At 40.4% G+C, this 18,400-nt stretch carries 18 protein-coding genes and 1 pseudogene; 6 read left to right on the top strand and 13 right to left on the bottom strand.

The features are described from left to right. Positions 1–53 precede the first annotated feature (53 nt). From lepB to HNR31_RS07840, 7 genes and pseudogenes are all read right to left on the bottom strand, one after another. Entirely contained in the window at positions 54–602 is a 549-nt protein-coding gene (gene lepB / locus HNR31_RS07870; RefSeq protein WP_181555705.1) for a signal peptidase I, read from the bottom strand. 18 nt (positions 603–620) lie between these two features. Further along, a complete protein-coding gene (locus tag HNR31_RS07865; RefSeq protein ID WP_181555704.1) occupies positions 621–1,241 on the bottom strand; it encodes a TVP38/TMEM64 family protein in 621 nt (206 codons plus the stop codon). Positions 1,242–1,331: 90 nt separating this feature from the next. Then, a complete protein-coding gene (locus HNR31_RS07860) occupies positions 1,332–1,874 on the bottom strand; it encodes a competence protein ComK (protein WP_181555703.1) in 543 nt (180 codons plus the stop codon). A gap of 108 nt (positions 1,875–1,982) precedes the next feature. After that, a complete protein-coding gene (locus tag HNR31_RS07855) occupies positions 1,983–2,189 on the bottom strand; it encodes a hypothetical protein (RefSeq protein WP_181555702.1) in 207 nt (68 codons plus the stop codon). Between the two features lie 506 nt (positions 2,190–2,695). Then, the gene (aceA, locus tag HNR31_RS07850) at positions 2,696–3,979 is read right to left on the bottom strand and encodes an isocitrate lyase (protein WP_181555701.1); all 1,284 of its coding nucleotides are present in this window, start codon (positions 3,977–3,979) and stop codon (positions 2,696–2,698) included. 148 nt (positions 3,980–4,127) lie between these two features. Beyond that, positions 4,128–4,813, bottom strand: a pseudogene (locus HNR31_RS07845) (malate synthase A); the annotation flags it as partial. A 223-nt stretch (positions 4,814–5,036) separates the two neighbouring features. Beyond that, positions 5,037–6,302 carry a M48 family metallopeptidase gene (locus HNR31_RS07840; RefSeq protein ID WP_181555700.1) on the bottom strand — a complete coding sequence of 422 codons (1,266 nt, stop codon included), beginning with the start codon at positions 6,300–6,302 and terminating at the stop codon, positions 5,037–5,039. 142 nt (positions 6,303–6,444) lie between these two features. Between HNR31_RS07840 and HNR31_RS07835 the strand changes: the two genes are divergently transcribed. After that, positions 6,445–7,035 (top strand): SCO family protein, encoded by a 591-nt coding sequence (locus tag HNR31_RS07835; protein WP_181555699.1) that lies wholly within the window; start codon positions 6,445–6,447, stop codon positions 7,033–7,035. 22 nt (positions 7,036–7,057) lie between these two features. On the opposite strand, the gene HNR31_RS07830 is transcribed toward HNR31_RS07835, so the two are convergent. The 3 genes from HNR31_RS07830 to ade all read right to left on the bottom strand — a co-directional run bounded on the left by HNR31_RS07830 (position 7,058) and on the right by ade (position 10,003). Then, complete coding sequence (locus HNR31_RS07830) at positions 7,058–7,363, bottom strand: AzlD domain-containing protein (protein ID WP_181555698.1); 306 nt, start codon at positions 7,361–7,363, stop codon at positions 7,058–7,060. Then, positions 7,356–8,075: an AzlC family ABC transporter permease gene (locus HNR31_RS07825; RefSeq protein WP_181555697.1), complete on the bottom strand. Its 720-nt coding sequence runs from the start codon at positions 8,073–8,075 to the stop codon at positions 7,356–7,358. Before HNR31_RS07825 ends, HNR31_RS07830 begins: the two co-directional genes overlap by 8 nt. 182 nt (positions 8,076–8,257) lie before the next feature. Beyond that, entirely contained in the window at positions 8,258–10,003 is a 1,746-nt protein-coding gene (ade, locus tag HNR31_RS07820; protein ID WP_181555696.1) for an adenine deaminase, read from the bottom strand. A gap of 255 nt (positions 10,004–10,258) precedes the next feature. On the opposite strand from ade, the gene HNR31_RS07815 reads away from it, so the two are divergent. From HNR31_RS07815 to HNR31_RS07795, 5 genes are all read left to right on the top strand, one after another. Further along, a complete protein-coding gene (locus HNR31_RS07815; RefSeq protein WP_220129453.1) occupies positions 10,259–11,365 on the top strand; it encodes a sensor histidine kinase in 1,107 nt (368 codons plus the stop codon). Beyond that, positions 11,362–12,000: a response regulator transcription factor gene (locus tag HNR31_RS07810; RefSeq protein WP_181555694.1), complete on the top strand. Its 639-nt coding sequence runs from the start codon at positions 11,362–11,364 to the stop codon at positions 11,998–12,000. The genes HNR31_RS07815 and HNR31_RS07810 overlap by 4 nt, the downstream gene beginning before the upstream one ends. Before the next feature lie 148 nt (positions 12,001–12,148). Beyond that, the gene (locus tag HNR31_RS07805) at positions 12,149–13,081 is read left to right on the top strand and encodes an ABC transporter ATP-binding protein (protein WP_181555852.1); all 933 of its coding nucleotides are present in this window, start codon (positions 12,149–12,151) and stop codon (positions 13,079–13,081) included. Positions 13,082–13,094: 13 nt separating this feature from the next. Further along, positions 13,095–14,369 (top strand): ABC transporter permease, encoded by a 1,275-nt coding sequence (locus tag HNR31_RS07800; RefSeq protein WP_181555693.1) that lies wholly within the window; start codon positions 13,095–13,097, stop codon positions 14,367–14,369. After that, entirely contained in the window at positions 14,366–15,466 is a 1,101-nt protein-coding gene (locus HNR31_RS07795; protein ID WP_181555692.1) for an ABC transporter permease, read from the top strand. Before HNR31_RS07800 ends, HNR31_RS07795 begins: the two co-directional genes overlap by 4 nt. A gap of 85 nt (positions 15,467–15,551) precedes the next feature. On the opposite strand, the gene HNR31_RS07790 is transcribed toward HNR31_RS07795, so the two are convergent. The 3 genes from HNR31_RS07790 to HNR31_RS07780 are packed head-to-tail and all read right to left on the bottom strand — an operon-like array spanning position 15,552 to position 18,363. After that, the gene (locus tag HNR31_RS07790; protein WP_181555691.1) at positions 15,552–16,346 is read right to left on the bottom strand and encodes an ABC transporter ATP-binding protein; all 795 of its coding nucleotides are present in this window, start codon (positions 16,344–16,346) and stop codon (positions 15,552–15,554) included. Continuing rightward, complete coding sequence (locus HNR31_RS07785) at positions 16,312–17,316, bottom strand: ABC transporter permease (RefSeq protein ID WP_181555690.1); 1,005 nt, start codon at positions 17,314–17,316, stop codon at positions 16,312–16,314. The genes HNR31_RS07790 and HNR31_RS07785 overlap by 35 nt, the downstream gene beginning before the upstream one ends. A gap of 57 nt (positions 17,317–17,373) precedes the next feature. Continuing rightward, the gene (locus HNR31_RS07780) at positions 17,374–18,363 is read right to left on the bottom strand and encodes an ABC transporter substrate-binding protein (protein ID WP_181555689.1); all 990 of its coding nucleotides are present in this window, start codon (positions 18,361–18,363) and stop codon (positions 17,374–17,376) included. Between the last annotated feature and the right edge of the window lie 37 nt (positions 18,364–18,400).

The following is an 18,400-nucleotide window of genomic DNA, read 5'->3' as shown; positions in this document are numbered from 1 at the left end:
CATAAAAAAACAAGATATTCATCAAGCATACAAGCTATGATGAACATCTTGTTCTAAAATCTCACTGCCATCTTATTAAACGGCCAATACCGAAGATTTACTTTGCCAACAACCCGACTTATTTTCACAAATCCAAAATGCCGGCTATCCCAACTACTTAATCGGTTATCGCCGAGCACAAAAATATATCCTTTCGGCACCGTTTTTTGCCCAGTCAACTCTTCAAGTGTAAAATCGCCAGTTAATTTACCGTCAATTAACTTCTGTTTATACGGTTGCAAATACGGTTCTTCGATTCGCTTCCCGTTAATATACAATACATCATTTTTATATTCTACTCGGTCTCCCGGCAAACCAATGACCCGCTTTACATAGTCTTCTTTCGCATTCGCATGAAACACAACGATATCAAAACGACGAATGTTTCCCATTTGATAGCTTAACTTGTTAACAATAAGCAAATTTCCTTCTTGTAGCGTCGGCATCATCGACTTACCTTCCACCATATAATTGGTGAAACAAAGAAAGCGAACCGTGAAAAGAAGGGATAATCCAAGTCCCCAGACAATCGGCTTTCGAAAACGCTGTTGTTTTTCCGTCATACAATCGCCACCTGTCATTTATGAATCTTCCTTGCTTGGCTCTTTGTCCGTCAAAGAAAATCGCGCTTCCACTCGTTTTCCTGCATACCATAACAAAATAATCACAATCGCCACTGCCACAGTACGAAGCGGCTGTTTCACAAGCGCAGCAAGATCATAGCCAATAAAGCTAATCATAAAAATCATCACCATCTTACCAAATAAAACGGCAAGAATAAATTGCTGCCTGCTAATACGCGATAAGCCTGCGACCACATTAATAATCGCCGATGGGGTAAACGGAAAACAATATAACAAAAATAAAGGCCCAAATCCATGCCGCTCTACCCAATTCATTAATCGTCTCACTTTTTGATGGCGGCTTAAAAAGCGGAAAAACTGTTTTTGTCCTACTTTTCGCGCTATCCAAAATACAAAAATCGAACCAAGACAAGTACCAATCCAAGAAATGAGAAATCCTTCCCATAACCCGAAAGCAGCGGCGTTCGCCATCACAAATATAAAGAGCGGCAACACCGGGAAAAATGACTCCAGCACCGTAAACACAATACCTGGTATCATTCCAAACGAGCGATAATGTTCCAGTAAGTCTAATACATTTTTTAGTGTAAACCATTGTTTTAATGTTTCTAAGTCCATGAATACTCCCCATTCACATCGAAGTAACATTTATATTTTACACGCTTCTATGGGGAATATAAATAGAGAGAATTTCGACTGTTATAAATTTTATTGCTGCAGCCATTCTTTTGAGCGATCCATACGAAATAAATATTGCATTTTTCGCTCGCGCGCTTCTATTCGCTCTGATAATTTCGTTCGCAGCTGTGCCGTTCGATATAATTGGTTAACAAACGAATGATAGGAAACTTCAAGGAGAATACTTTTTTCATTTTTAAAATAAACGACCGTTTGTTCTTCTTTCGAAGGTTCATATTGAAACACGTGAATATGTGATAGCCATACACAGCGAGGAGCATTAGGAGAAGTAGTTGGGAATACATAAATTTCATTGAGTGGCTCAACGGCAATCGGGGCTTTATGGGTAATTCCTATGATGGCCCTTGTTCCTTCTTTCCTTCCTTTAAAACTTGAGCCATAATAACAACAACTTCGTTCAATAATATCAATCGGCCTCATTTTTACGATATATTCCCCGTCTTCCTCGATAACCTTCGAATAGCGCTGCTCATGAAAACGGTAGGGTAAAATAACCATTGTGTAGCGGCTGATAATAAATTCGTCCAGCACAATAAATTCATTAACTTTCATGACGCATTCTCTCCCTTTATTAAACTTATACGTTTCCATCATATCATTAATAGTTATTTTTTTCTATATTTTCAAAAAATAATAAGTGATTTTCGGAATGAAAATCACTTATGAATTGTGAAACGCTTGACCAATTTCTTCTTCTGCTAAATATTCATTCGCCTGTTCAACCGCCGTATGCTCTCCGACCGAATCGCCGGCATATGCTTCTTCGTTCAAAAAGATTTGATGAAAATGGAAATCCGTACTCATTCTCATCTCAGGATTTAAGACGGAATCAAGCGGCAATTCTCTTTCTTCTTTTCCTTTTTCCATATCGGCACCTCCTGTTCTTATGATGTGCCGGATTTTCCAAAACATGCAAATAAATTAGGACATTTTTATATCTCCTAAGAAATAATTTAAAAAAGAAGAAATATTTTTAACCAAAATCTACGGGGACGAAGCGATACGTAAAAAATTCTGTGAGGACAAGTCACTTTTGGAGAAGCTGTGCGTCAGAAAATCCAAGAAAAAACAGGATTACACGTAACATTGCACGTCGCTGTGAGATGGAAGAAGGAGCGCTTTCATTTCAACGTACTAAAATCCAATAACTGAAGATAATATTAATCAATTCATCACTTATCCTCATTTCAAAAATCGAGTGCTTGATGCGCTGAACCCTCAATTACTTCCACATGAAGCCTTTCGCCTGCAACCTTATGAAATGCTGACAAGATTTGAAGTAAAGTAAAAGGGCTCGCTTGTTTCACGAGCCCTTTTTGCCAGTCTATATCAAATCCCCCATGTTCCCCTTAAAACTGTTGTCTGTTTATGAATTATGCCGTTGTAAATTGCGCTTCTTCCGTAGAACCTTTTAAAGCAACAGTTGACGATTGTCCGCCGGAAATGACTTGTGCCACTTCATCAAAATAACCTGTACCGACTTCGCGTTGATGCCTTGTTGCAGTGTAGCCGTATTTTTCCGCAGCAAATTCGGCTTGTTGCAGCTCAGCGTAAGCGGCCATGCCGCGCTCTTTATATCCGCGTGCCAACTCAAACATGCTGTAGTTCAACGTATGGAATCCAGCTAATGTGATAAATTGGAATTTATAACCCATTTTCCCAAGTTCGATTTGGAATTTCGCAATTGTTTCGTCATCTAATTTTTTCTTCCAGTTAAATGACGGCGAGCAGTTGTAGGCAAGAAGTTTGCCAGGAAATTTCTCATGAATCGCTTCAGCAAATCGGCGCGCATCTTCTAAGTTCGGTTCACTTGTTTCACACCAAATCAAATCAGCATACGGCGCATACGCTAAGCCGCGAGCAATCGCTTGGTCAAGCCCTGCTCTTGTACGATAGAATCCTTCCGGCGTACGCTCACCGGTAATAAATTTGCGGTCGCGCGGATCGATGTCGCTTGTAATTAAATCAGCGGCATCCGCATCAGTACGGGCGATTAAGACGGTCGGTACCCCCATCACGTCAGCGGCAAGCCGTGCAGCAATTAAGTTACGTATTGCTGTTTGCGTTGGCAATAACACTTTGCCACCTAAATGACCGCACTTTTTCTCTGAAGATAATTGGTCCTCAAAGTGAACGCCCGCTGCTCCTGCTTCAATCATCGCTTTCATCAGTTCGAATACGTTCAACTGTCCGCCAAATCCCGCCTCCGCATCGGCGACGATCGGCACAAAATAATCAACATCGCCACTTCCTTCTACATGCTGAATTTGGTCAGCGCGCTGCAACGCTTGATTAATTCGCTTGACGACATTCGGCACGCTGTTCGCCGGATATAAACTTTGGTCAGGATACATTTGACCAGCAAGATTCGCGTCAGCCGCCACTTGCCATCCGCTTAAGTAAATCGCCTTCAATCCTGCTTTCACTTGTTGAACGGCTTGATTGCCCGTTAATGCACCTAAGGCATTGATATAATCTTCTGTATTTAATAGCTCCCAAAGTTTCTCTGCACCTCGGCGTGCAAGCGTATATTCGATGTCAATCGAACCGCGCAGCTTAATGACATCCTCTGCTGTATAAGGGCGTACAATCCCTTTCCAACGCTCATCCCTTTGCCAGCTTTCTTCTAATTGTTTTACTCTTTCATCACGTGTCATTTTCATTTCCCCCTTTTATGATTTACAAAAATTCATCCCCCGGAATCGCTAAGCATTCGGTAAATTCACCATCTAACACAAGTTTTTCAAACAGCTTGTCGCTTCTTTAATTGCGGAGCCATGTGAGATAGCTAAAAATATAATCTCAGCGCCCGCAGTTCCCCCGGCGGAATGCTCACGAAGCTCATATAAAATTTCATCCGCTCCCAATGCAGCAAGAATCGTCTCGATTAACACGGCGCTTTCATCGTTCCAAAAGCGCGTTTCTAAATCACTTTCCATTTTTGTCAGGTAAAAACATTGATCTGAACCATTTGGGCGTTATGGTAAAAATAAAGCCCAAAATCAAATAAGCTCGCAGAAATTAGCTAATCGTCCAACGTCACATGTTTTTCTTCAAGATGCCAGCCGCGCGGACGAAATTTCAATACAGCGATGTCATCTTTCAATTCGTATTTTTTACCGTCTGGAGATTCATAGATGATGGTGCGATTGACTGTGTCTCGCAAATCGATTTTGTCCTTCGATGCAGGTTTCCCAAGTTGGAGAGTTTGCGTCTTCAAAATCCGCCATAAATACTTTTGCTCCGGAGTTTAATGCACTGATGATCATTTTTCTGTCGACTAAATCGGTAATTTCAACACGGCGGTCTAATAAATCTTGAGGAAGTGAAACTACTGTCCAGTTGCTGTTGCGAATATGCGCCGTTTCCGGCAAAAAGCCTAGCAATTTTCCGGCGTCAATTTCCTGTTGTCACTCTTTTCTTCGTTCTAACAGTTACCCTCTTCGTTCTCCGAAATTACTCTCTAATTTTTTCAATAAGCTCAAGCGCATCCGCTGTTAAAACCGGCTCCTACCGCTCCTTCATGGGTCATGGTCATTGACATGAAGCCCTAACATTAGCGTCTCCATATTTCCCCGCCCCTCTTGTTATAATACAAAAATCGAAAAATCCATTTTTATTATATAACAGAGTTTCTAAAAATAAAACTGTTTTTTTTAAAATTTCAAAAAAATAAGCAGAAAGGGAATCCTTTCTGCTTCGGACTTATCGATGTTATTGAGACTTGGAAGACTGTACATGCTGTAAAAAGACGATTCGCTCCAAAATTGTCGGATGTGTATAGCGAAACAGCTTCACTATATACGGCGGGTTCACTTGGCTTAGCCCCGCTTTCGTCAACTTTTGAAACGAGGAAACCGCCGCCTCTGTATCCCCCGTCAGCTCAATTGCATATTTGTCAGCGGCATGTTCTTCGTACCTTGATACCGCATTGACTAAAGGGCTGACCGAAAAGTTCAGCAGCGAAATAATCAGCAAAAATAATGGAAGTGATGCGATATCTCTCATTTTCTTGATTCGCAAGTGCGCTCCCCACCTTGCAATGACCCACTTCATCAACCAGTTTGCAACGAGCAGCCCAAAAAAAGTGAGAACGATATACCCAGCAACTCCCCAATATACATGTTTCATCACGTAATGTCCCATTTCGTGCGCCATAATAAATAACACTTCATCTTCCTGCAATCGCTTTAATGTCGTGTCCCATAACACGATGCGCGAATGAGAGCCAATACCGGTGACATAGGCGTTTAACGCATTCGTTTTTTCTGACATATTCACTTCAAATACATGTTTCGCAGGGATATGCGCTTCTTGTGCTAACGTTAAAATTTTCGCCTCTAGCGCTTTATCTTTTAGCGGATAAAAATCGTTATATAACGGGTCGATGACAACCGGCTGTATGAACATGAAAAAAATCGTAAACGGTACAGATAACCCCCATGCATACAACCACCACCGTTTTTCAAAACGACGAATGAGCCCATACAACACTGTTACAATGAAAAACGTGAGCACATAATTCACGAAAAAATCGATCAGCTCATCTCTTAGCCAACTAGAGACCGGCTGTGTGCTGATGTCATACGCTCGTGAAATGCGATAGCTCACAAAATCAAGCGGTAGCGTCAGGGCCATAACGATAAGCGATAGCCAAAATACATAAAGCGCGACTTGAAGAACAAACAGCTTCGTCGCACGCGTAGCGCATGTTTGCAACACCTTTGATACCCCTAATCCTAGCACTCCAAAATAAACGAGCCAGTCATAAGGAACGGATACAAAAAATAAAAAATTTTTGAGTTGTGAATATTGCTCGCTTAACAGCTGTTCCCTCGGCGTTAAAAACGTCGCCGGATCCGCGCTTGTCCCTTTCCATTCCGGCGGAATCGACGTATCGGCAAACGAAAATAAATACCATGCCATCCCTACACAATACAAAACATAAATAGCGACAGCCCAACCTATGATCTTTTTCACAAAATCCCCCCTTTTATATGGACAATGCTACTATTTAGTGTAATCAAATTTGTGTCAATTAGAACGCCAAAGAAAATTCACAAATAAAATTCGTACGTGCTTTTATTTTCTTGTATGATAAAAAATAAGGAGAGTGATTTGTTTGAAAAAAATATATTTGACATTAATCAGCTTATTTATTATTTGTGTCGGTGCCGGCATTTTATATCTTACCGTCTATCGCCAGGCAAAGATGGAGCTCCCTCGTGATATCACAATGGAAACAGCTTGGGGAGATGAATACCGTTTTAGCGAAATGAAACCGAAAGTGCGGCTTCTCGAATTTATTTATACGAATTGTCCAGATATTTGCCCAAACACGACCTTTCAAATGAAAAAAGTTCGCGATAAACTAGAGAACCAGCACGTTTTTGGCAACAAGGTCGAATTTATCACTATTACCATTGATCCAAAACGGGATACAGCGGAAAAATTACAAGCGTATGCGAAAACATTCGGCGTTGATAAAGGAGATCAAGGATGGATTTTCCTTCGTGGAAGTGAAGATGATACGAAAAAACTTGCTGACACATTTAACTTTCAATATCGTGACCCGGGAAACGGCATGATCATCCATACGACGTCGACCTATTTGTTAGATGAAAACAATCATGTCATCAAACAATTTGGCATGGGGGAAAAAGGCTTTCGACAACAGGACGTATATGAAGCAATTATGAATAAAATAAAGTAAACCACCGAAACATCGGTGGTTTTTATATCAAAATCGCATATATACTTAAAACGGCAACCGAAGTCAGTACAACAAGAATGACGTTGGCACCCAGCCACGCTGCAATAAATGCGCTAAGAAATCCAAGAATGCCAAACCAAATATCTTCATGAATGAAAAAAATGCCCGGAACTATAAGTGCTCCTAATGTGGCATACGGAACGTTTTTTAAGACGCCTTGCAAAAACGGCGGCAGTTTCACATTATGAAACACAACAAGCGGAAGCATGCGCGGAATATACGTCACAATCCCCATACCAATGATCATCCAAACAATTGTGCTATGCATGACGTTCCGCCTCGCTTTCCTTATCAAAAAATTGTACAATGACGGCTGCTAACACTGTTGCGATAACAATCGCCCAGCCTTTTGGCACATGAAACACAAGCAGGCATACCGAGTTAAGAATAGCTGCCGTTCCTGCAAGCCAAATCGTTTTTCGTTGTTTTTTCAATGCCGGCACTAGCAAACCGATAAACATCGCATAAAGCGCAACCGACATGCTTTCTTGCAAACTTTGTGGCAAACTCGCTCCAACAAGATGACCGATGCCCGAGCTAATCACCCAGCTTCCGTAAGAAACGGCAATGAGCCCAAACATGTAAGAAGTCGTGACCGTTCCTTCTTTTGTCGCGGCAACAGAAAACGTTTCATCAGTAATGCCAAACGCATAAAGCGCTTTTTTCCATAACACATCTGGCTCTACTTTTTCATTAAGCGATGCAGACATGAGGAAATGACGAATGTTTAAAATAAACGTCGTTAAAACTATTTCAAAAGCTCCTGTACCGAGAGAAAGCAAGTTTAAGGAAATATACTGGGATGCCCCCGCATAAACGATTACACTCATTAATACCGTCTCAAATAAACTTAACCCCGTCGTTTTCGCCAGCAATCCAAACGTAAGCGCGATCGGCATATACCCGATAGCAATGCTCGCTCCTGCCTGAACCCCTTGTCGAAAATGCGATATTTTCCTCGTTGCAAGTGTTGTTTCCACCTGTTTTCCCCCCTGTTCTTTGCAGTCACTTATTTTTATTTTCATAAAATTTCATCAAATTTTCAAATAAAAAATGACAAAACAGACTATTCCGCAAAAACATAGGCTGTTGTGATGTCAATTTTCGTTCTTCATTGTACAGTAGTGTTCTTTCCTCTTTTAGTTGCAAAAAACAAGATACTTTATTTCTCAGCTGCTTCTACGGAAATATGTTGAAATACTTTCACATCAAATAATCCTTTGTCGGTGATTTTTAACTCCGGAATGACTGGAAGTGCTAAAAATGCTAAGGTGACAAACGGGTTAAATTGTTGAGATGCTCCAATGTCACTCAGCGCTTTGTTTAATTCCTTTAGCTGCTTATAAACGGTTTGGTAACCGCTAGAAGACATTAATCCCCCAATTTCAAGTGGCAAGGAAGCAAGTACTATCCCATTTTTTACGATGACAAGTCCGCCTCCGATTTCATTTAAATAATTGGCAGCTGCGGCTAGGTCAGCATCGTTTGTCCCGACAGCAATGATGTTGTGTGAATCGTGAGCAACGGATGAGGCAATGGCGCCACATTTTATTCCAAACCCTTTTACTATCCCTACACCGATGTGGCCTAACCGTTTATGTCTTTCAACGACAATAAGCTTTAATACGTCTTTTTCAATCGATGGAACAAACACACCATTTTCTACATCTACGTTTTCGATGATATGCTTTGTATGCAAATTGTTTGGTATCACTTGAATGACATGAGCTGTACGCCCTTTTGTAAAATGAATTTGTATATCGTCTGCGGTAATTTTCGGTGCATTCATTGAATGGAACAATTTCTCATCAATTTTCGTTACTTTGTTTTGTTGGTTCAATACATATGCCCCATTTTCCGCCACAAGCACTCCTGCTTTATAAACATGGGTAATGTTCATCGTTTCAAGGTCATCCAGCAACAAAAAATCTGCATCGTATCCCGGAGCAATCGCCCCTTTTGTATGTAATTGATAGCACTGTGCAGCATTAATCGTCGCCATCTGTATCGCTGTAACCGGATCAATCCCGTTTTGAATCGCCAAGCGAACGTTATAATCAATGCTTCCCTCGCTCAACAAATCATCGACATGCTTGTCGTCAGTACAAAACAAAAAGCGACGTGACGTTTGAGGATTCACAGCCGGGATTAATCGTTCTAAATCTTTCGCCACCGTTCCTTGCCGAAGCAACACATACATTCCACGTCTCACCCGATCGAGTGCTTCTTCTGCGTTTACACATTCATGATCCGTCTTAATTTGTGCGCTTGTATAAACATTAATGGCATCCACATTTAATCCAGCAGCATGTCCGTCAACTCGATTGGTATATCGGAACGTAGTCACGAGCTTGTCAATGATATGCGAATCTCCCTGTAAAAGAGCTGGGTAATCCATTACCTCCGCTAATCCTATGACTCTAGGGTGAGAAAACAGCGGCTCTAAATCCTTTGCTGTCAATGCAGCTCCAGCATGTTCAAAAGGAGTAGAAGGAACACAAGATGGAATCATAACATATACATCTAATGGTACATGTTCGGAATCGTCTAACATAAACTGAATACCGTCTATGCCAGCCACATTCGCGATTTCATGCGGATCCGTAATCACCGTCGTCACTCCATGTGGTACAACCACTTTTGCAAATTCGCTCGGCCTTACCATCGCTGATTCGATATGAACATGGCCGTCAATCAATCCGGGACAAATGTACTTTCCATTCGCATCAATCGTAATTTTGCCTTCGTACTTGCCAATTCCTGCGATTACTCCATCGACAATAGCGATATCTTCTTCAATGATTTCATGCGTAAAGACATTAACGATTTTTCCATTTTTAACAACGATATCGGCTTGTTCTTTTTTGGACGCAACAGCGATCCGCTTGATAAGTGAATGTTTCTTCATACTAGATCTCCTTTCTTGAACTCTATCGTAACAACTTGGCTGACATAAGAAGGATATAGCTCCTCTTAGTTAAATCATGCATGGTAATAGTTTCATAGAATTTGGAATGAGCATAAATTTTTCTTATTTTATTATTAAGCCCATCGGCTCGTCAATGGGGGCTTCAAGTATTTTAGCCAAAGCGACAAAGTGACGATTGACCTTAACAATTCATTCCAGTAAATTAAAAAATAGACTGAGATATAGGATGGGGATATGGTGAAACTATTTATCGTGCGTTCGCTTGTTTTTGCTATTTTGTGGATGGGGTATTTATATGAGCACTTTCAAAATACAAATGAATTCTCCCTTCTCCTGTTCATTAGTGCTTGCACGATCGGCACATACTTTTTTCTTGCCATTGTCAAAGAACCGCTTATTCTATACATTCTTATCGATTGCCTCATTCTTTTGGAAGAATGGCTTTATCCGCTGCCGAAAAATATGTATGTGCTATTACTATTTCTTTATATTTATTTAGAAGCCATTTTTCAATTAAACACCAGAAAATTCCGTTTATTTACAGTTGCCACTTTTCTATGTTCTGTAGCGATTACGATGCTTTTCCAAGACAAAGAAGTAGAATGGCTCATTGCTTTGGGGATTTTTTCGATAATTTCCATCACCTTAAATGAATATGTATACGAAAGAGAAGAACAGAGAGAAATGTATGAACAATTATTAGGAGAGTATCGGCGGCTAAAACGGTTGAATTATGAGATGGATCGTTCAGCGCGGCTCGAGGAACGGACAAGAATTGCTCGTGACATTCACGATTCAGTAGGACATAAATTAACCGCTTTACTGATGCAGCTCGAAATGCTATCCATTAATGAACCGAAAAAAGAATATGATGAATTAAAGAAATTAGTCCATGATAGTTTAGAGGAAACGCGCCATGCGGTAAAAGCATTAAAAACCGAGGAGAATGAAGGAATTTCTTCTGTGTTACAGCTAATTCGAAAATTAGAATCAGAAAACCATATCATGGTTCATTTCACAACAAAACAAGGGGTATTATCGGTTAAGCTTTCTAATCAACAAAATATTGTGTTATATCGCGTTATTCAAGAAGCATTAACGAACGCCATGCGGCATGCGCAATCGCGTGAAGTATTTGTGACATTAGGGAGGTCAGCGATAGGAGATTTAGAGTTTTCTGTGAAAAATCGCGTGTTTGAACCGAAATTGTTTCAACTCGGCTTTGGGTTAACAAATATGAAGGAGCGAGTTAAAGAAGTGGGAGGAACACTACGCATTTTTCAAACCGATCAGGAATTCGTTGTTCAAGGAACCATTCCGGTAAAGGGGAATTCACGATGATTCATATTTTGTTGGTAGAAGATCAGGCTCTTGTAAGACAAGGGTTAAAAATGATGATTGAACAAGATGAGCAGCTACAAGTCATTGCCGAGGCGGAACACGGACTCGAAGCGCTGCAAAAAATGGAAAAGCATATGATAGATCTTGTCATCATGGATATCCGTATGCCTGTGATGAATGGTTTAGAAGCGACAAGAAAAATAAAAGAGCAATGGCCAAATGTCAAAATTTTAATTTTGACTACGTTTAACGATGATGAATATGCGGTTCAAGCATTGAAAGATGGGGCGAATGGTTTTTTGCTGAAAACAGCTGAACAGCAAAAGCTGATTCAAGCCATATATAGTTGTATGAGAGGCGGAATGGCTATTCATGAAGATGTAGCAGCGAAAATGTTACCAAGATTATTAGAAAAATCGAAACAAGCACCTACTACAAACATTCCATTAACTCCCCGTGAACTAGCGATTACAAAATTAGTTGGGGAAGGAAAAACAAACAAAGAAATTGCCGCAGTTCTCCATTTATCAGTAGGAACTGTCAAAAACCATATTACGCAAATCTTACAAAAGCTCGATCTACGTGATCGTACACAACTTGCGATTTATGCGGTTAAACATGATATTACCTCATAAACATTGACCGGAGCAACACGGTCAATTTTTTGTTACGAAAATGACTCAAGTCACAGTTTTTCTCATGAAGTAATGACTGAAGATAGTAAGCGCGTTTACAAGAATATCGTAACATAAATATCAGATGAGAGGAGGAGAGAAAAAAATGATGTTAGAAGCAGTAGAATTAACAAAACAGTTTAAACAAACAAAGGTGGTAAACGGTGTTAACTTGTATTTAGAAAAAGGAGAGATTGTCGGACTGTTAGGACCGAATGGAGCTGGAAAATCAACGACAATCTCCATGATTTCCACTTTAATTCCGCCAACGAGTGGAGATGTTCGATTAAACAATAAAAGCGTCATTAAAGAGCCAAGTAAATTAAGAAAAGTGTTAGGAGTTGTACCACAAGAAATTGCTTTATATTCCGATTTGTCAGCGAAGGAAAATCTACAGTTTTTTGGTAGAATTCATCGCTTATCAGGAGCACGATTACAAAAGAAAGTAGATGAAATATTGGAACAAATCGGTCTAACCGATCGACAAAACGATTTAGTAAAACATTTTTCAGGCGGGATGAAAAGAAGACTGAATATCGGGGTGGCACTCTTGCATGAGCCGGAGTTTATTATTATGGATGAACCTACCGTAGGCATCGATCCTCAATCAAGAAATTATATCTTAGAAACCGTCAAACGATTAAACGAAGAAAAGCAAATGACCGTTTTATACACGAGCCATTACATGGAAGAAGTCGAATTTTTATGTGATCGCATTTACATTATGGACAAAGGTAGCATTATCGCTTCAGGAACAAAAGAAGAAATTAAAAATATTTTGTCGTCAGAAAATACAGTGGAAATGAAAGTCGAGAAAGTACAAGAACCATTTATTGATGCTTTGCGCTTACAACCAGTCGTTAATCACGTAACAGTGCAAGACAGAGTGATTACGATTTTAGCCCCTAAAGAAATCAATGTATTTCGTCTTTTATTTAAGCTGGCGGAAGAAACAAACACCGTTTTCACTTCCGTTGAAATCAAAACACCGACATTGGAAGATGTATTTCTGCATCTAACTGGTCGGGCGTTACGGGACTAGGGGGAAAATGAAGATGATTCAATCATTTATCAAAAAGCAATTTTTATTGTTTATTCGAAACCCACATGAATTGCTTGTTCTTCTTGGTATGCCGTTTATTTTAGTGACCATACTCGGCTTTGCGCTTGGAAATGTCATGGACGGGGATGATGGTGCTCCTAAAATTCATGCTAAAATTGCACTTGTTAATGAGGGAAATGAGCAAGCAGATATACAAAGGTTTGTTCATGAAGTAGAAAGCATGAAGCTATCGGCAAATCAGAAGCAAATGATGGTACACACAGCAAAAGCCATGCTTCCTGTTACTACTCTTAAAAATGAGGTATTAGGTTCAAAAGAATTAAAGAAGTATATAAAAGTAGTTACAGTCCAGCCATCGAAACTGAAAAAAGTTCGTCAAGATGATAGCTATGCCGCGATTATTAAGGTGCCGAACGGGTTTACGTATTCGGTGCTACGAAATGCCTTATTAGGAGAACAACAACCGGCAAAACTCTCTTTCTATGTGAACGAAGGAAAAGAAATGACATCTGAATTTGTTGAAGATATCGTATTGGAATTTCAACAGCGCTATTCTATGTTTTCTGCTCTCGGAAAGTCCGGATTCATCAATCATTCGTTCACAATACCTGACATTCATGTCCAAGGAAAAGTCGAAACCGTAACAAAGAAAAAACCGATCCATGCCATTACTTATTATATGGTTGGAATGAGTGTCATGTTTGTCTTATATATTGCCTCGAACGTCGGTTCTTATGCTTTTAATGAAAAACAATTGCATGTGTTTGACCGAATTTTGCTGGCCGATGTGTCAAAATGGTCGTACATGACTGGGATTTTTATTTCAACTGTGCTTCTTGCGTTTGTACAACTCAATATTTTATATGGAGTGACATCCTCGGTGTATCACATTAAATGGCCTGCCTTGTTTTCCTTTCTTATCGTTACACTCGCTTTATCATTGGCTGTTGGAGGCTTGGGAGTTTTGTTGACAGCATTAAATTTCCGGATCAATTCAGAGCAGGTATCGAGATTCTTTCAAAGTGTTTTAGTAACGCTCTTTTCCCTTCTTGGCGGAAGTTTTTTCCCTTCCGGCCAATTATCCGATTTCATGAATACACTTGGAAATTTTACACCAAACGGCTCAAGTATGAGTGCATATTTAAAACTATTGCAAGGCTATGGCTTAACGGAAGTTACACACTCCATCTTATATTTATGTTTGTTTAGCGCAGCAATGGTAGTAGCGTCAGTATGGGCCTTCCCAAAAAGGGGGAATTTATCATGATGAGTATTTTAGCGGCCAAAATTCGTTTATTTATTAGAAAGCCATGGATGTTTGTCATCACGTCTATCATTTGTATATTCATCGCTTTTATTATAGGTACAGCCAATCAAGATAAAATAAAAGTTCCTGTCTATAGTAGCCTTTCCAAACATGAAACAAACGAACTTCTTCATTCTTTACAGCATTCTGACCTATTTGCGTTTCAACTCATGAATCAAGAGAAGGTTCGCACACTCGTGAGCGAAGGAAAAGTAGAGGCAGGCGTCAAGCTAAAGAAAGACGATTTTGATTTGATCGTGTCATCCCAAACTGCAAATACAAGTTTAATCCGCCAATATGTTCAAAAAGTATATAGAGAGAAAAAGCAAACAGAGAAAATTGCTGAACATTCGAATGCTCCGCTTGAAGAAGTGGCAAAGGTGGTCAATAACGCGACGGCAAATCCTGTGTTTACATTAGAGAAGAAAAGCTTCCGTGGAAAAAAAGCAATCATTATTGATTCGCAATTGCAACCTATATTTGGATTTTCTCTATTTTTCGTCATTTACACGATTGCTTTTAACGTTTTTCAAATTTTAAAAGAAAAAAGAGAAGGAATATGGGATCGAATGATTCTTTCGCCGCTCAAAAAGTGGGAGATGTATATAGGAAATTTAATATATAGCTTTGTCGTTGGTTATATTCAAGTAGCACTGATTTTCACTGTCTTTCACTTTGGCATGGATATTGATTTTCACGGAAGATTTGCAGAGATGCTTCTATTATTAGTTCCCTATGTGTTTGCCATCGTTGCTCTATCGATCTTCATAGTAGGGCTTGTGAAAAACGAACAACAGTTTAATGCCATCATTCCGCTTATCTCTGTCAGCATGGCAATGATCGGCGGAGCTTACTGGCCTTTAGAAATTGTCTCCTCTAAAGTTTTATTAACTTTATCTAAATTTGTTCCTGTTACGTACGGCATGGAAATGTTAAAAGGAGCAGCGATATATGGAAATTCACTAAACGATTTATTATATCCTATTAGCATTTTGTTTTTTATGGGAGTAGTGTTAATGGGGATTGGCATTAATTTGGTAGAAAGAAGAAATGTGTAGTTCACATCCGGAAACTTAATATAAATATAAACGAAAGAAGAGGATATCTCATCAACTTATGAGACATCCTCTTTTTCATACCAACTTATACTAACATCGCCCTGTCACTTGCAAAGTGACTGCTGCGAATGCGCTGGAATTCTTGCAATAGCTTCTCAACCGTTAATGATTGTTTTTCTTTTCCGCTCGCTTCGAAAATAATTTGTCCCTGGTCCATCATAATTAAACGGTTCCCTAATCGAAGCGCCTGTTCCATGTTGTGGGTCACCATCAATGTTGTTAATTGTAATTTTTCAACCATGTCTTTGGTCAGTTGGGTAATAAGCTCAGCCCGCGCCGGGTCAAGCGCTGCTGTATGTTCGTCTAACAAAAGCAAATCCGGCTTTGTAAATGTCGCCATCAATAGCGATAATGCTTGACGCTCACCGCCTGACAACAATCCGACTTTTGCCGTTAATCGATTCTCCAATCCTAGCTGCAACGTTTTTAACGCCTCTCGGAAAAATTCACGGCGCTGTTTTGTCACTCCAAACTTCAATGTCCGCCGCTTCGTTCGATTGTACGCAAGCGCTAAATTTTCTTCAATCGTCATATTTGGTGCCGTGCCAGCAAGAGGATCTTGAAACACGCGACCAATGTAGCGGGCCCGTTTGTGCTCGCTTAGCTGCGTCACTTCTTGTCCGTTAATCCATACGGAACCTGTATCAGGAAGCAATTTTCCCGAAATAACGTTCATCATCGTTGATTTTCCGGCGCCATTGCTGCCAATAATCGTCACAAAATCACCGGGAGCTAACGTTAAGTTGATTGATTTTAAAGCAACTTTTTCATCGACTGTTCCTTCGTTAAACACTTTTGTAATCTGTCTGAGCTCCAGCAACGTGCTCCCCCCTCTCTCTTTCTTGTGCTCTCCGCTTTTTGCGCCGTTTTTCCTTTTGCGAAGATAAAACGTTTGGAACGATGAGAGACAGCATCACGATCAGTGCGGTAATCAGCTTCACATCACTGGTTTCCAAAAACTGCACACGCAAAGCGAGCGCTAAAATGATACGGTATACAATTGCCCCACCGATCACTGCCAAAGTGGCGCGGGCAACCGAACGAGCCCCAAACAACGCTTCACCAATAATAACAGAAGCAAGACCAATAATAATCATGCCGATTCCCATTCCGACATCGCTAAATCCGCCGTATTGTGCCACAAGCGCCCCGGAAAACGCCACAAGCGCATTGGACAAACCGAGCCCGAAAATCGTCAACAAATCGGTATTGGCGGAAAAGCTCGAAATCATTTGCTTATTATCACCCGTCGCCCGCAATGCAAGACCAATTTCCGTTTTCAACAATTGATCAAGCAATAACTTAATGATAAACACGGTAAGAGCCATACAAAACAGAACTGCCCATGTTCTCGGAACAAATGACTGTAAAGAAATGACGCGGTTAATCGCTTCATCAATCCCTGCCTTTTGCCACGCTTCCGTCAGCACTGTCACGACAGTTTCTTGTTGTAAAAGCGGAACGTTCGAACGCCCCATAATTCGTAGATTAATGGAATAAAGGGCAATCATCATTAAAATTCCTGATAAAAGCGGATTAATTTTTCCTTTTGTATGCAATAATCCCGTTACACAGCCGGCGATAAATCCAGCCAATAGGGCAACGGCAGAAGCGATGAACGGATTCGTTCCATTAATAATCAATACCGATGCCACCGCTGCCCCTGTTACAAAACTCCCATCAACAGTTAAATCGGGAAAATCTAAAATTCGAAACGATAAATAAACTCCTAATGCCATAATGGCATAAATAAATCCTGCTTCCACCGAACTAAAAATCGCTGTAAACATGATGTCCCCGTCCTTTTAAAAAATATCCCCGCCTTATATTCAAGGAGGGGCTGTACATTATTCAATGTATTCTGCGATCGAATCCCACTCTGGATTGAGCTTGACTCCCATTTCTTTTGCCGCTTTTTTGTTAATGAGTAATTTCAACTTCTGCGGATATTGAGCAGGCAAATCGGCCGGTTTCTTTTTCCCGGTTAAAATTTCTGCAGCCATTTCTCCCGCTTCATAACCGATATCATAATAGTCAAATCCATAAGCCGCAAAACCGCCGCGTTTCACTGAATCAAGCTCTCCAACGAATAAAGGAAGATCATGGTCGCTCGCCACTTGAATGACCGACTCTAATGCGGAAACGACCGTATTGTCGGTAATAATATAAATACAGTCCGCTTTTCCGACAAGCGATTCAGCCGCTTGCTTGACTTCCGCTGATGTCGATACCGAAACAGGAACAATCTTTAAATCCGTTCCTTTCATCGCTTTTTTGACAACATCCACTTGCGCGACAGAGTTTTGTTCGCCGGAGTTATAAATCATTCCAATACGGTTCCCTTTTATGTACTTGTCAATAAATTGCACCGTTTTCGGAATCGCGTCCGGATGCGTATCAGTCGTTCCCGTCGCATTGCCGCCCGGCTTTTCCATCGATTGCACAAGCTGTGCCCCCACCGGATCCGTCACGGATGTAAACACAGTCGGAATGTCTTTCGTTGCATTGAGAGCAGCTTGAGCACTTGGCGTCGAATTGGCAAAAATTAAATCAACGTTATCTGAAACAAAATTATTCGCAATGGTTTGGTTGTTATTCATGTCTCCTTGGGCAATTTGCACATCATAGGAAATGGACAGCCCTTTATCTTTAAGTGCTTGCTTAAATCCCTTGAAAGCAGCATCTAATGAAGGATGCTCGACAATTTGTGTTACGCCGATTTTATATGTCTTCGTACCTTCACCTTCATTTTTGCTTGTTTCTTTTGCGCCGCATCCACCTAACAACAGGAAGCTAGCGGACAGCAGTATGGCCATGCGTTGAATCCCTTTTTTCATTTACTCCATCCCCTTAAAAACTTCATCACTTTTATGC

It is taken from the genome of Thermaerobacillus caldiproteolyticus (assembly GCF_013761245.1).
GTDB lineage: Bacteria > Bacillota > Bacilli > Bacillales > Anoxybacillaceae > Thermaerobacillus > Thermaerobacillus caldiproteolyticus.
Note: the sequence above shows the minus strand (reverse complement) of the source record. Positions and strands in the feature narration are given on the sequence as shown.

What these genes read in the sequence shown, in the direction of transcription:
- HNR31_RS07805 (WP_181555852.1), top strand. Translation starts at nt 12,149, where the DNA reads ATGTTAGAAGCAGTAGAATTAACAAAACAGTTTAAACAAACAAAGGTG.
- HNR31_RS07785 (WP_181555690.1), bottom strand. Translation starts at nt 17,316, where the DNA reads ATGTTTACAGCGATTTTTAGTTCGGTGGAAGCAGGATTTATTTATGCC.
- ade (WP_181555696.1), bottom strand. Translation starts at nt 10,003, where the DNA reads ATGAAGAAACATTCACTTATCAAGCGGATCGCTGTTGCGTCCAAAAAA.
- HNR31_RS07860 (WP_181555703.1), bottom strand. Translation starts at nt 1,874, where the DNA reads ATGAAAGTTAATGAATTTATTGTGCTGGACGAATTTATTATCAGCCGC.
- HNR31_RS07855 (WP_181555702.1), bottom strand. Translation starts at nt 2,189, where the DNA reads ATGGAAAAAGGAAAAGAAGAAAGAGAATTGCCGCTTGATTCCGTCTTA.
- HNR31_RS07795 (WP_181555692.1), top strand. Translation starts at nt 14,366, where the DNA reads ATGATGAGTATTTTAGCGGCCAAAATTCGTTTATTTATTAGAAAGCCA.
- aceA (WP_181555701.1), bottom strand. Translation starts at nt 3,979, where the DNA reads ATGACACGTGATGAAAGAGTAAAACAATTAGAAGAAAGCTGGCAAAGG.
- HNR31_RS07800 (WP_181555693.1), top strand. Translation starts at nt 13,095, where the DNA reads ATGATTCAATCATTTATCAAAAAGCAATTTTTATTGTTTATTCGAAAC.
- HNR31_RS07830 (WP_181555698.1), bottom strand. Translation starts at nt 7,363, where the DNA reads ATGCATAGCACAATTGTTTGGATGATCATTGGTATGGGGATTGTGACG.
- HNR31_RS07815 (WP_220129453.1), top strand. Translation starts at nt 10,259, where the DNA reads ATGGTGAAACTATTTATCGTGCGTTCGCTTGTTTTTGCTATTTTGTGG.
- lepB (WP_181555705.1), bottom strand. Translation starts at nt 602, where the DNA reads ATGACGGAAAAACAACAGCGTTTTCGAAAGCCGATTGTCTGGGGACTT.
- HNR31_RS07780 (WP_181555689.1), bottom strand. Translation starts at nt 18,363, where the DNA reads ATGAAAAAAGGGATTCAACGCATGGCCATACTGCTGTCCGCTAGCTTC.
- HNR31_RS07865 (WP_181555704.1), bottom strand. Translation starts at nt 1,241, where the DNA reads ATGGACTTAGAAACATTAAAACAATGGTTTACACTAAAAAATGTATTA.
- HNR31_RS07810 (WP_181555694.1), top strand. Translation starts at nt 11,362, where the DNA reads ATGATTCATATTTTGTTGGTAGAAGATCAGGCTCTTGTAAGACAAGGG.